Source organism: Actinacidiphila cocklensis, assembly GCF_907177275.1.
GTDB classification, from domain to species: domain Bacteria; phylum Actinomycetota; class Actinomycetes; order Streptomycetales; family Streptomycetaceae; genus Actinacidiphila; species Actinacidiphila cocklensis.
Map to the genome: position 1 here is coordinate 94,660 of NZ_CAJSLV010000053.1, position 12,599 is coordinate 107,258.

Genomic DNA, 12,599 nt, shown 5'->3' on the forward strand with positions numbered 1-12,599 from the left:
GCCCGGGGCGCGGCTCCCTTGCGGGAGGGGGTACGCCCCGGGGGCGCAGGGAACCGCGCGCTCAGCCACCGACCGCGCGCGGGTCGTCTCCGTCCCGAGGGGGCTGCTGCCGTCGCATCCGGGCCGCCGGCCGGTGGGTGGTTGCTCGCGCGGTTCCCCGCGCCCCTGGGTGGCGCCGCCCGACGCGGGATCGGCCTCATCGGGTCGGCCGTTCGTCGACGGTCTTGGCGTGGCCGTGGACGTGGAAGGGGAAGTCGATGGCGCCCGGGAAGAGGACCGGCACCTTGAGGGTGACGGTGACGTCCACCGTGCCATTGCCAGGGGCCACCGAGACGTCCGCGTCGTCGGACCACGCGCCGGGCAGGTCCGATTTGGCAGCCTCGGAGCCCGCGGCCTGGGGGTCCTCGGCGACCGCGGCGGCCCTCGCCGCCTCGTCCGCCGCGTTGCCGGCCAGGGTGAAGGTGTAGCCGGCCAGGATGGCCTGCCAGACCAGGATCAGCGTGATGAGGATGAGCGGGGTCATCCCGAGGGTCTCCAGGGTGACCTGGCCGCGGTCGCCGCCGCCGCGGCGGGACTTCCTGCCGCGGACGGCGGGCAGCGTCGCGCCGGTGACGAGGCCCAGCTCGCCGGCCAGGGACCAGATGCCGGCCTTGACGGTGGAGCGGGCGTCGAGGTCGTGGAGGCGGCCGGCGTCGATGACGGGCTGGAGTTCGCGGAAGGCGGCGGGCACGACGGACGCGGCGATCCGGGTGCCGGTGATCCGGCCGACCAGGGTCGGCTGGATCTCGGTGCCGCGGGTGTGGCGGTTGACGACGGTGGTGGTGTCCTGCGGCTTGCGTATCTGGAGCCGGTCCCACATGCGGACCATGCGCTTGGCGGCGCGGACCGCCACCACGTCGGGTGTGGTCACCAGGACCGCGGTGTCGGCGACCTCGACGGCGGCCGCGTTCGCGCTGGTCATCTGGGTGCCGCAGTCGACGACGACGACCTCGTAGCGCTGCCGCAGCGCGGCCAGGACGGCGCGGGCGGCGCGGTCGGTGACGTCCTCGCCGCGTTCGCCGTCGGCGGGGGCGAGCAGCAGCGCGGGGCCGGACTCGTGGACGTACATGGCGTCGTGCAGGACCCGGGAGGAGACGTCGGCGATGTCGGCGAGGTCGGCGACCGAGCGGCGGAACTGCACGTCGAGGTAGGAGGCGATGTCGCCGCCCTGCAGGTCGAGGTCGACCAGGGCGGTGGAGCGGCCGGAGGCGTGGGCGGCGAGGGCGAGGTGGATGGCGGTGACGGTGGTGCCGACGCCGCCCTTGGCTCCGGCGACGGCGACCAGGGTGCCGCCGGCGACCGCGGGCAGGGCGGCGCGCTGCGGGCCGAGGTGGCGGCGCACCCCTGCGGCCCAGGTGGCGGCGGCGTCCACGCGGGCGCCCAACTCGTCGTAGGACAGCGGGAGTCCCACGACGCCTCGGGCGCCGGAGTTCATCGCGGCGGCCAGGACGGCGGGGCCGGGGTCGGGGGTGAGCAGGACGACGCCGACCGCGGGGAAGCGCAGCGCGATGTCGCGGACGAGGTCCAGCGCGGGCATCGGGCCGATCGTCTCGTGGACGATGACGACTTCCGGCAGTTCCTCGACGCCGGCCTCGGCCGCGCGGGCCAGCAGGTCGAGCAGCGCGGTGGAGTCGTGCAGCGCGGGTGCCGGTTCCGCGCCGGGGAGCTGGCCGAGCAGGCCGAGCAGCGCGCGGGCGGCGTCGGGGTCGGAGGTGCCGGCGACGATGCGTACGGTCACGGGCGGGCACCTCCTCCGCCGGAGCCGGTGTCGCCGGACAGGGTGTAGTTGCGCGCGGTGTCCGGCGGGGCGGAGTTGTCGCCGGGGGCGACCAGGGCCAGCCGGACGTGTTCGGCGAACGACTCGGCGTAGGCGACGCGTTGGGCGTCCTCGGCGTCGAGTGCGAAGGTGATGGGCACGCCTTCGGTGGACAGCCGCTGGGCGTCGGCGTTCTTGTCGAAGGCCTTGATCTCGCCGACGTCGATGACCTGGGCGCCGGCCACGATGATGCGGGAGATGTCGGGGTCGGTGTCCTTGTGGGCGGCGAAGGTGGCGAAGATGTTGACCCGGGCGCCGGGGGTGATCTTGCCGGCGACGCCGGTCTCCGCGTCGATCATGATGGCGATCTCCATCTGCCCCGGGCGCAGTTCGGGCCGGGCGGCCACCATGTCGGTCTGCAGCAGCGAGCCCTTCTTGAGCGCCACCGCGGCGATCTTGCCCTGCACCTGCCCGAGGTCGCGGACCGCGGTGTCCGGCAGCCAGCGCGAAGGGACCCGTATCTGGCGCACGTTGGCGCTGCTGAGCTGCTGGTACGCGGCTATGTCGGTGGACAGCTCGTACGCCGTGACCTTCTCCCCGACCTGCGACCGCGCGTCGTTGACGACGGCGAGCACCCCGGCGAAGGCGGCGACCGCGCAGACGGCGGAGACCACCAGAAGGACGACACCACGGCGCTGACGTGAGTTCATGTGCGGGCGGACCTATCGCTTGTGGGGTTCGAGTTGGGGGCGGCGCGGGGTCTCCACGGAGCGCCCGCCGGGGTCGGCGGCGTGCTTGGCCGGGGTCTGCCGGTCCGCGATCCGGGTGGCGCAGAACAGGCACTGGTCGCCGATGACTTCGAGCCCGCACCAGGAGCAGGTGTCGCGCCGCACGGAGGTGACGAGCTGGTAGAGCATGCCGACGTCGGCGATGTAGGCGGTGAACTCGACCAGTTTGGCGGTGCCCCACCAGCGGGCCGAGTCGGGCGGCAGCGGCACCTCGCGCAGGTGCTGCGAGCGCCAGGCGGCCGCGAGCGGGCCGGTGATCCAGCCGGGATCGAGGCCGTTGCCGGCGACGGCGAGCTGCGTCTGGTAGCCGGGTCCCGGCGGGATCGTGTTCTGGTCGGCCTCGCCGAGGTACGGCTCGGGGTGCGCGAGGACCGCGAAGTGCCGCCCCGGGACGAGGGACTTGACGTGGCTGCCGACGCCGACCGGCACCCGGTCGAGCTTGGCGACGGAGCCGAGCAGGGCTCCGGAGTGCAGGTAGTACGACAGCAGGCGGGCGGCGCCGGCCAGGACGCCGGGGCCGAGGTCGGTGCCGGCCAGCTGCCTCAGCTGCTCGCCGAGCAGCGCCCGGGCCAGCGGCGGCAGCGCGAGCGGCACGATCGCCAACCGGTCCGCCTCCAGGGCGGATCGGACGGTGTGCAACCGGCGGCGGACCGGGTCGTCGGCCTCCGCGGGGACGAGCGCGACGACATGGCCGTACGAGTCGAGCGCCGCCGCGACCCGCGTCAGCTGCTCCTCCAGCGGAAGCGCGAGGTCGTCCGACGTGACCGTGATGACGCTCAGCATCCGGAACCTCCCCCTTTCCACCTCTTCGGCCCGTGCGGCCTGGCGTTTTCCGGTCGTCAGCTTATCGATGTGTAGCGGGATGGGTGCGCAAAGTTGCGGATCGGCGGCGGTGGACGACGGCTGTCCGCAAGAGGTCTTGACAACCCAATTGGTCTGGACCAACTTTCTCCCTTACCGGGCCATCCCGGTGTTCCGGGCGGCCTGCCCGGCATCCGGGTCAACCGCACTCCCACCACCCCCCAACTCCTTGCCCCCAGGAGGCAGTCGTGGAACGTGCATCGCACGTGAATCGAACCAGCCATACGCACCGCAGATCGACCGTCAGGCAGCGTACGGTCGCCGCACTGAGCGCGGCGGCGGTGATCGGCGCGGGAGTCGCGGTCGTCACCGTCGGCAGCGCGAGCGCCGCGACCACCAACCTCGTCGCCAACCCCGGCTTCGAGAGCGGGCTGTCGAACTGGACCTGCACCGCGGGCAGCGGCGCCGCCGTCTCCAGCCCGGTGCACACCGGCTCGGGCGCCCTCAAGGCCACCCCGTCCAGCAGCGACACCGGGCAGTGCTCGCAGACCGTCAGCGTGCAGCCCAACTCCCAGTACACGCTGAGCGCCTGGGTCCAGGGCAGTTACGTCTACATCGGCGCCACCGGGACCGGCGGCACCGACCCGTCGACCTGGACGCCGGGCGCGTCCTCGTACCAGCAGCTCAGCGTCAACTTCACCACCGGCGCGAGCACGCACTCGGTGACGGTCTACACGCACGGCTGGTACGCGCAGCCCGCGTACTTCGCCGACGACATCACCCTGTCGGGTCCCGGCGGTTCGACCACCCCGCCCACCACGCCGCCCACCACTCCCCCGACGACTCCCCCGACCACCCCGCCCACGACGCCGCCGACCACCCCGCCCTCGGGCGGCCTGCCCAAGCACAAGGTCACCGGCTACTGGCAGAACTTCAACAACGGCGCCACCGTGCAGACCATCGCGCAGGTGCAGAGCCAGTACGACATCATCGCCGTCGCCTTCGCGGACGCGACGACGACACCCGGCGCGGTGTCCTTCACCCTCGACCCGTCGCTCGGCTACAGCGTGGCGCAGTTCAAGGCGGACATCGCCGCCAAGCAGGCCGCGGGCAAGAAGGTGATCGTCTCGGTCGGCGGCCAGAACGGCACCATCTCGGTGCGCGACTCCGCGTCGGCGACCAACTTCGCCAACAGCGTCTACTCGCTGATGCAGACCTACGGCTTCAACGGGGTCGACATCGACCTGGAGAACGGCATCGACACCACGTACATGCCGCAGGCGCTGCGGGCGTTGAGCTCCAAGGCAGGCTCGGGCCTGATCATCACGATGGCGCCGCAGACGATCGACATGCTGTCGGCCGGCAGTGACTACCTGGCCACCGCGCTGAAGGTCAAGGACATCCTGACGATCGTCAACACGCAGTACTACAACAGCGGTTCGATGAACGGCTGCGACGGCGGCGTCTACAGCCAGGGCTCGGTGGACTTCATCACCACGCTGGCCTGCACCGCGATCCAGGCCGGCCTGGCACCGTCCCAGGTCGGCATCGGCACCCCGGCGTCGACCAGCGCGGCCGGCTCCGGCTACGTCAGCCCGAGCGTCGTCAACAACGCGCTCGACTGCCTCGCCAAGGGCACCGGCTGCGGCACCTACCACCCGTCCACCACATGGCCCGCCATCGGCGGCGCGATGACCTGGTCGACGAACTGGGACGCGTCCGCGGGCAACACCTGGTCCAACGGCGTCGGCGCGCACGTCCACGCAATGCCGTGACCGGCGGTTCGCCCGGCAGGCGCGAGTTCTGCCCTGCCGGGCGAGCGTTTTCCAGGGGCGCTGGGGGTGCCCCCATCCCGCTTCGCTCGGGACCACCGGCCGGTGGGGGCTGGGCACGCAGTTCCCCGCACCCCTTCGTGCATGCCGCCCGAGGCGAGATGTTCAGCCCAGCACGGCCAGTGCGTCGATCTCGACCAGGAGCCCGGCCGGCAGGCCGACGTAGACGGTGGTGCGGGCGGCCGGAGGCTCGGTGAGAGCGGCGAAGTACTCGTCGTACAGCTCGTTGAACTCCGCGAAGTGCGCCGTGTCCGTCAGGTAGACGCGGACCATGACCGCGTCCTCCCAGGACGCGCCGCCCGCCTCCAGGACGGACTGGACGTTGGACAGCGTCTGGATGACCTGGGCGCGCAGGCCGGAACCCGCGGGCGTCGGGGGGCGGCCCTCGACGGCGGGGAGGAAGCCGACCTGGCCCGCGACCTGGAGGATGTTCCCCTTGCGCACGCCGTGCGAGAAGCGCGCGGGCGGCGCGGTGTGCGTCGGCGGGGTGATCGCCGTCTTGGGGGTGGAGGCGGGCTGGCTCATCAGGTCGCACCTTTCGTCGCAGGGTGGTGGGCAGCGGGCGCGGCGCCCGACAGCTCGGCGCCGATCGCCTCGGCGGTCCGCAGGATCTGCGGCCGCAGCCGCAGCAACTCCTCGGCGGTGACGACCACGTTGGGCGCGGAGACCGACATGGCCGCGCAGACCCGCCCGTCGGGGCCGTGCAGCGGGGCGCCGACGCAGTTGATGGACTCCTCGTGGCCGCCCAGGTCGCTGGCCCAGCCCTGCTCGCGCACCCGCGCCAGCTCGGCGAGGAAGGCGCCCGCGTCCGGGGTCGAACGCGGGGTGTAGCGCGGGTAGTCGAGGCCTTCGGCGACCGCCCGGCGCTCCGGCTCCGGCAGGTCGGCGAGCAGCAGCTTGGCGACGGCGGCGACCGTGATGGCGACCGGGCGGCCGATACGCGAGTACATGCGGACCGGGTAGCGGCTCTCCACCTTGTCGATGTAGACGACCTCGCCCTGCTCGTAGACCGCCAAGTGCACGGTGTGGCCGGTGCGTTCGTTCAGCGCGGCCAGGTGCGGGTGGGCGATGCCGCGGATGTCCAGCGCCTCGACGGCCTGCTGGGCGAGCGCGAAGAGCCGGGCGCCGAGCCGGTAGCGCTGGTCCTGCTGGCGGTAGACCAGGCCGTGGTCGTGCAGCGTGCGCAGCAGCCGCAGGGCGGTGGACTTGTGGACGTCGAGCCGGGTGGCGACCTGCTCCAGGCTCGCGGGACCCTCGGCGAGCAGCGGCAGGATGCTCAGCGCGCGGTCGACCGTCTGGCTCACCGCCGTACCTCCTCGTCCTGCCGGGTCCACCCCGGGCCGAGTCGCAGTCTGCCCCATGCGGTGTCGTCCAGCGCGGCAAGGGCGTCGGCGTGCGCGCGATCGGGCGGGGCCGCGAGGTCGCCCGGCACGGTCAGCGCGGCGGCGGCCAGCAGGTGGCCGTGCCGCAGCCGGCCGCGCAGCGGCAGCCCGCGCAGCGTCGCCGACAGGAAGCCGGCCGCGAAGGCGTCGCCCGCACCCACGTGCGCGACCACGTCCACCGTGGGCGCCGGCACGTGCACCCGCTCGCCGCCGCTGAAGACGGTGGCGCCGGCCGCGCCCTGCTTGACCACGACCGTCGCGGGCTCGGGCAGCGCGGCCCTGATCGCGTCGGCGTCCGGCAGGCCCCAGGCGGCCTGCGCCTCGTCCTCGCCGACGAAGACCAGGTCGCAGCCGCGGGCGAGCTCGGCCAGCAGCCACGGGTCGGCGCCGTGCCACAGCGCGGGCCGGTGGTTGACGTCGAAGGACACCAGCGGGCGGCCCGGCTCGCGGTGGGTGAGCCGCCGCATCAGCGCCTTGCAGGTCGCCGACAGGGCGCAGGTGATCCCGGTCAGGTGCAGCACCCGCCCGGCCCACACGTCCCTGCGCTGCACCAGCGCGGGCGACAGCGCGGAGGCGGCGGAGCCCTTGCGGTAGTAGACGACCTCGGCGCGTCCCGGTGCCGCGTCCAGGGTGGTCGCGCGCTCGCCCGCGGTGCGGAAGTAGATGCCGGTGGGCCGGTGCGGGTCGCGCTGGACGGCGCCGACGTCGACACCGGCGCCCGCGATGGTGTCGACCAGGTGGTCGCCGAAGCCGTCGGCGCCGACCCGGCTCACCCAGCGGGCGCTGTGCCCGGTGCGGGCCAGGGTGCACGCGACGTTCGACTCGGCGCCGCCGATGGACCGGTGGAAGGCGGGGACGTCGGCCAGCCGCCCTTCCCCGGCCGGCACGAAGGTCACCATGGACTCCCCCAGGCATACGACGTCCACGCTCGGCGTCACGCTCACGCTCGCTCTCACTGGGGTACGGCTGGGGTACGGGACTGCGGCCGTTGACCGGGCGCAGGCCCGGATGTTAGACAGCTCGAAACACGATACGCAATGGCCGTTGCGCATGATGCAACGCACTGCGGGCTACGGAGGGTGCATGGACGTCGTCGCCGAACGGGTCGCCGCGCTGCGCGGGGAACGCGTCGACCACCGCTTCAAGGGCCTGCCGCCGGACGCGGCGGGCCTGACCGTCGGCGAACTCGCCGACCAGCGGCGCACCCTCACCGACGGCGGCTTCACCACCCCGCTGCTCGTGCTGTCCGCCGACGCGCTCGACCACAACCTCGACGTGCTGGAGCGCTGGACCACCGAGCACGGCCTCGCCTTCGCCCCGCACGGCAAGACGTCGATGGCCCCGCAGCTGTTCGCCCGCCAGCTGGAGCGCGGCGCCTGGGGCATCACCGTCGCCGTACCCCACCAGGTGCGCGTGTGCCGCGCCTTCGGCATCCCGCGGGTCTTCCTCGCCAACGAACTCGTCGACCCGGCCGCGCTGCGCTGGCTCGGCGCGGAGCTGGACGCCGACCCCGGCTTCTCGTTCGTCTGCTACGTCGACTCCGTGCGCGGCGTGCAGCTCATGGACGAGGTGCTGCGGGCCGCTGGGGTGCGGCGGGCGGTCGACGTCGTCGTCGAACTCGGCGCGGGCGCAGGGGCGCGGACCGGGGCGCGGACGGAGGCCGACTGCGCCGCCGTCGCGTCGGCCGTCGCCGCGGCCGGGTCGCTGCGGCTCGTCGGCGTCGCCGGGTACGAGGGCGAGGTGCCGGACGCGAACCCCGAGCGGGTACGTGCCTGGCTGCGGCGGCTGGTCGCGCTCGCCGCGGAACTGGACCGGGGCGGCGCCTTCGCCGACGCGGAGCGGATCGTGGTCAGCGCGGGGGGCTCCGCGTGGTTCGACGCGGTCGCGGACGTCTTCGGCGGCATCCCCGCGATGTCGGTGCCCGTGCTGCCGCTGCTGCGCTCGGGGGCGTACGTCACGCACGACGACTCGCACTACGCCCGGGTGACGCCCTTCACCCGGGTGCCCGGGCATCTGGAGCCGGCCTTCCGGCTCTGGGCGCACGTCGTCTCCCGGCCGGCGCCGGGGCAGGCCTTCCTGAACGCGGGCAAGCGCGACGCGCCCTACGACCTCGGGCTGCCCGCGCCCGTGGCCGTACGTGACGCCGCGGGGCTCCGCCCCGCACCCTCGGGGCTCCGCGTCAGCGGGATCTCCGACCAGCACCTGTGGCTCGAAGTGCCCCCGGACGACGCACTCGCCGTCGGCGACCTCGTGTGCCTGGGCCTCTCCCACCCCTGCACGACCTTCGACAAGTGGCCCCTGATCCCCCTCGCCACCCCCGACGGCACGGTCACCGACTACATCCGCACCTTCTTCTAGCCCCCGGGCACCCCTCGCCCCCCGGGCGCGCCTTGTCCCGGGACCTTCCCCCGGTTCATGGCTTGTCGCGCGGTTCCGCCCCCAGAGCCGCCTGGGGGCGGAACCGCGCGACCGGGCACGACCGCGGGACGGTCCCCAGTGCCGGGGAGGGGCAGGACGTAGGGTCGGACATATGGACCTGGTCGTGCGGGGCGTGCGCATCGTGGACGGGAGTGGAGCACCCGCGTACGCGGGTGACCTGGGGATCGAGGGCGGACGCATCGTCCAGGTGTGGCAAGGCGAGGGGCGCCGCCCCACCGCCAGGCGGACCCTGGACGCGGAAGGCCTGGCGGCAGCCCCCGGCTTCATCGACATGCACGCGCACAGCGACCTCGCCCTGCTCACCGACCCGGCCCACGAGGCGAAGGCGGCCCAGGGCGTCACCCTGGAGGTCCTCGGCCAGGACGGCCTGTCGTACGCCCCCGCCGACGACCGCACCCTCGACACGCTGCGCACCCTGATCGCCGGGTGGAACGGCGACGGCTCGGACGTGGACTTCGACTGGCGCACCGTCGGCGGCTACCTGGACCGGCTGGACGCGGGCGTCGCCGTCAACGCCGCCTACCTCGTACCGCAGGGCACCGTCCGGATGATGGCGGTCGGCTGGGAGGACCGCCCGGCGACCGCGGACGAGCTGCGGAGGATGAGGCAACTGGTCGCGGAGGGCATGGCGCAGGGCGCGGTGGGCATGTCGTCGGGGCTGACGTACACCCCGGGGATGTACGCCACGGACACCGAGCTGACCGAGCTGTGCCGGGTGGTCGCCGAGCACGGCGGCTACTACTGCCCGCACCACCGCTCGTACGGCGCCGGGGCGCTCCGCGCGTACGAGGAGATGATCGCGGTCGCGCGGACGGCCGGCTGCCCGCTGCACCTGGCGCACGCGACGATGAACTTCGACGTCAACGCCGGCCGCGGCCAGGACCTGGTCGACGTGCTCGACAAGGCGCTGGCCGACGGCGCCGACATCACGCTGGACAGCTACCCGTACACCGCGGGCTGCACGACGCTGGCCGCCCTGCTGCCGAGCTGGGCCGCGGTCGGCGGCCCGGAGGCGACGCTGGCAAGGCTGCGCGACGAGGCGACCGCGGACCTCATCCGGCACGCCCTGGAGGTCGAGGGGTCGGACGGCAGCCACGGCGTACCGATGGACTGGTCGACGATCGAGGTGTCCGGCACCGCGGACCCGGCACTGGCCGGGCACGTCGGCACCCGGCCGGCCGGCTGGCCCGCGGTCCGCGCGCTGCTGCTGGCCGACCGGCTCGGCACGACGATCCTGCAGCACGTCGGCGACGAGCGGAACGTCAGGACGATGATGCGCCACCGCACCCACACCGGCGGCTCCGACGGCATCCTGCACGGCGCCAAGCCGCACCCGCGCGCGTACGGCACCTTCCCGCACTACCTGGGCCACTACGTGCGCGAGCTGGGCGTCCTGTCCCTGGAGGAGTGCGTCGCGCACCTGACCGGCCGCCCCGCCGCCCGGCTGCGGCTGCCCGACCGCGGCCTGATCCGCGAGGGCCACCGCGCCGACCTGGTCCTCTTCGACCCGGCGACGGTCGCCTCCGGCGCCACCTACGACCGCCCGCGCACCCTGCCGACCGGCATCCCGTACGTCCTGATCGACGGCCGCTTCGTCATCGAGGACGGCCGTCGGACGGACGTCCTGGCGGGGCGGTCCGTGCGGAGCGCCGCTTGGCGGCCATGACCTCCTTGAGGTGGGCGATGACCTCCGTGAAGGCCACCGTGATGCCCGCGCCCAGGCTCTGTGCCTCGTCGATGCGGTCCGGCGTCATCTCCGCGGTAAAGAACATCACAGGTCCCCGGTACCTCCGCTCCTCCCGGAGCCGACGCACGTAATCGAAGCCGGCGGCGCTCTCCGAGCCTCGCTTGATGTCGGAGATGATCACGTCGGGTGTCCAGCCGGCGAGAGCGAGGTCCGCCCGGTGATCGTCCTCGGCCGCCCGGACGTCGGCGCCCGTGCGCAGCAGATAGGTGGTCTCCACGTGGTTCCGCTCCGGAGCGTCGTCCACCCACAGCACCCGGAGGCCCGCGAAGGCCGGCGGGTACGGCGTCACGCCGGTGGCCGCGTCGTCGAGGCCGAACGCACGCTCCAGCACCGACTGCGGCACCCCGACCGGCTCCCTCTCTTCTGCCGCAAGCCTCGGCACCGGCGCGTGCCGCAGCCGGGCGAGCACTTCCTCGGCGTCCTCCAGGGCCAGTAACTCGTCCAGCAGCGAGGTGAAGCCGCGGTCGGCGGCGAGCCGCGGGAAGTCCACCGGCAGGCGGCGTTCCAGCGCCGCCAGCAGGTCCGGGCCGAGCGGGGTGGCCGAGGTGAACGCCACCTCGTGGTAGGCGAGCTGGGCCGCCACGCGGTCCTGGTCCGTGTCGGACGGGGCCTGCGTGTCCGGCAGGCCGGCCGCGCTGGCCCGCAGCAGGCGGTAGTCGCGGAAGTCGGTGAGGGTGTCCCGCTCCGCGGGAGCCCGCGGGATGGTCATCATCCGGTAGAAGTCCGCGTAGAAGTACTGGAGCAGCAGCACCCGCAGCACCGCCTGGGGGCCGAACCCGCGCCAGACCGGGTTGAGCGTCGCTTCCAGGACGAAGCCGTTGACCAGGCGTTTGATACGGCGCGGGTTGCGGGCCGAGCGTTCGACCAGCAGCCGGACGAGGTCGTCGTCGAGGAACGGCGCGATGCCCGCGGACCCCGCGCAGCGGCGGACGTAGGCGGTGATCTCGGCGTCGTCGGCGGCCGGCACCCGGTAGACGGTCTGGAAGATCTTCTCCATGAAGGCCGACGCGGCCGGCGACAGGTCGCGCAGCAGCCCGCCGGGGGCCAGCGCGGAGCGGTCGCAGCCGATGACGAAGGCGAGGCCCGGCACGTCGAGGTAGAGCTTGAGCGCCTCGCAGACCGTGAGCACGGTCTCCTCGGAGCAGCGGTCGAGGTCGTCGATGAAGACCACGAGCAGCCGCCCGCCGGTGCTGCCGGGAGCCTGCTGCGCCCAGTCGGTGACCAGGTCGCGCAGCACGTCGCGCATCTCGTTGCGGGTGCGGGCGTCCGCGCTCATCCGGTTCCACAGCTCGTCGATCGGCCCGGCGGCGTGCACGAGCCCCGCGGCCGCGGTCAGCAGTACCCGCAGCGCCCCCGCCAGCGGCGGGCTGTCCCGCAGCCGGTGCAGGCCGCGGCGCAGCACGTTCGGGTCGAGGCCGGTGAGCACCGACTTGATCAGGCCTTCGAGCACATCGCCGCCCGAGGCGGTCCAGGCGTTGTACCAGACCGTCCTGACCTGGGGCTCCTGCCGCAGGCGGCGGTCGGTCAGCCGCATCAGGCTGGACTTGCCCATGCCCCAGCCGCCGTCGACGGCGAGCGTGAAGGGTGTGGAGCGCTGCGAGGACAGCAGCAGCCGGCACAGCCGCTCCGCGGTTCCGGCCGCGCCGAGCGCATCCTGCTCCCCGCCGAGCACGGGCTCGTCGCCCAGCAGCGAGAACGCCGTCCAGTCCGGCGCGTCGTGCCCGGCCAGCACCATCCCCTGCGGGGGCCATGACCCGTCCGGCGGCCCGGGCGGCGGGGGCGGTCCGGGCGGCGGGGGCACGCCGCCAGTGTCCC

Annotated in this window: 10 protein-coding genes; 3 read left to right on the top strand and 7 right to left on the bottom strand. The window is 73.7% G+C overall.

Annotated features, from left to right (window positions below; all coding sequences use genetic code 11):
* Positions 1–196: 196 nt before the first annotated feature.
* From NFU81_RS16325 to NFU81_RS16335, 3 genes are read right to left on the bottom strand one after another with little or no spacing between them, the layout of a single operon-like run.
* Complete coding sequence (locus tag NFU81_RS16325) at positions 197–1,777, bottom strand: CpaE/TadZ family protein (RefSeq protein WP_251490206.1); 1,581 nt, start codon at positions 1,775–1,777, stop codon at positions 197–199.
* The gene (cpaB, locus tag NFU81_RS16330) at positions 1,774–2,505 is read right to left on the bottom strand and encodes a Flp pilus assembly protein CpaB (protein ID WP_251490207.1); all 732 of its coding nucleotides are present in this window, start codon (positions 2,503–2,505) and stop codon (positions 1,774–1,776) included. Before cpaB ends, NFU81_RS16325 begins: the two co-directional genes overlap by 4 nt.
* A gap of 12 nt (positions 2,506–2,517) precedes the next feature.
* A complete protein-coding gene (locus tag NFU81_RS16335) occupies positions 2,518–3,366 on the bottom strand; it encodes a hypothetical protein (protein WP_251490208.1) in 849 nt (282 codons plus the stop codon).
* Between the two features lie 266 nt (positions 3,367–3,632).
* Between NFU81_RS16335 and NFU81_RS16340 the strand changes: the two genes are divergently transcribed.
* Positions 3,633–5,159, top strand: coding sequence for a chitinase (locus tag NFU81_RS16340; RefSeq protein ID WP_251490209.1), 1,527 nt, complete (start codon positions 3,633–3,635; stop codon positions 5,157–5,159).
* A gap of 162 nt (positions 5,160–5,321) precedes the next feature.
* Here the strand turns inward: NFU81_RS16340 and NFU81_RS16345 are convergent, their stop codons facing one another.
* From NFU81_RS16345 to NFU81_RS16355, 3 genes are read right to left on the bottom strand one after another with little or no spacing between them, the layout of a single operon-like run.
* Positions 5,322–5,741 (bottom strand): RidA family protein, encoded by a 420-nt coding sequence (locus NFU81_RS16345; protein WP_251490210.1) that lies wholly within the window; start codon positions 5,739–5,741, stop codon positions 5,322–5,324.
* Positions 5,741–6,520 carry an IclR family transcriptional regulator gene (locus NFU81_RS16350; protein ID WP_251490211.1) on the bottom strand — a complete coding sequence of 260 codons (780 nt, stop codon included), beginning with the start codon at positions 6,518–6,520 and terminating at the stop codon, positions 5,741–5,743. The genes NFU81_RS16345 and NFU81_RS16350 overlap by 1 nt, the downstream gene beginning before the upstream one ends.
* Positions 6,517–7,542: a sugar kinase gene (locus NFU81_RS16355; RefSeq protein ID WP_274038135.1), complete on the bottom strand. Its 1,026-nt coding sequence runs from the start codon at positions 7,540–7,542 to the stop codon at positions 6,517–6,519. Before NFU81_RS16355 ends, NFU81_RS16350 begins: the two co-directional genes overlap by 4 nt.
* Before the next feature lie 139 nt (positions 7,543–7,681).
* On the opposite strand from NFU81_RS16355, the gene NFU81_RS16360 reads away from it, so the two are divergent.
* Together NFU81_RS16360 and NFU81_RS16365 are read left to right on the top strand one after the other, a co-directional pair.
* Complete coding sequence (locus tag NFU81_RS16360; protein WP_251490212.1) at positions 7,682–8,956, top strand: alanine racemase; 1,275 nt, start codon at positions 7,682–7,684, stop codon at positions 8,954–8,956.
* A gap of 172 nt (positions 8,957–9,128) precedes the next feature.
* On the top strand, positions 9,129–10,703 hold the full coding sequence (locus NFU81_RS16365; protein ID WP_251490213.1) for an N-acyl-D-amino-acid deacylase family protein: 1,575 nt from the start codon (positions 9,129–9,131) through the stop codon (positions 10,701–10,703).
* On the opposite strand, the gene NFU81_RS16370 is transcribed toward NFU81_RS16365, so the two are convergent.
* Complete coding sequence (locus tag NFU81_RS16370) at positions 10,633–12,585, bottom strand: P-loop NTPase fold protein (protein ID WP_251490214.1); 1,953 nt, start codon at positions 12,583–12,585, stop codon at positions 10,633–10,635. The two genes, NFU81_RS16365 and NFU81_RS16370, sit on opposite strands and share 71 nt — an antisense overlap.
* Positions 12,586–12,599 lie beyond the last annotated feature (14 nt).